A 311-nucleotide genomic window follows, 5' to 3' on the forward strand; every position below is an offset into this window, starting at 1 on the left:
AATCTGCGCCATCTCTGCGAGGAGCTTTTCCACGCGTTCGTCACTGTAACGGGATGATTAGGGCCTGCGGGCGTGCCGTGTAGGGTCAAAGGGCGGTAGATTACCGTAACAACGCATTTTTTTCCGCAATTTTATCGCAAGCAGAGCGATCACTTTGTGCTGGCAGTTGAAAGCGGCTGCGGGCGGTGTTTGAATACGCGGCTGAGCTAAAAGGAGAGTCTACCATGAGTCTGGATATCGTCCAGATTGCCCTGCATCAGTTAGTTAAACGTGATGAAAACCAGCTTGAACTGGTACTGCGCGACACCTTG

The 311-nt window shown here is 51.8% G+C and carries 1 pseudogene; it reads left to right on the forward strand.

Annotated features, from left to right (window positions below):
* Nucleotides 1–185: 185 nt before the first annotated feature.
* A pseudogene (locus KVT28_RS27920) lies at nucleotides 186–311 on the forward strand (nucleoid-associated protein YejK); the annotation flags it as partial.

This window comes from Pantoea sp. GbtcB22 (genome assembly GCF_019091025.1).
Lineage (GTDB): Bacteria > Pseudomonadota > Gammaproteobacteria > Enterobacterales > Enterobacteriaceae > Pantoea > Pantoea leporis.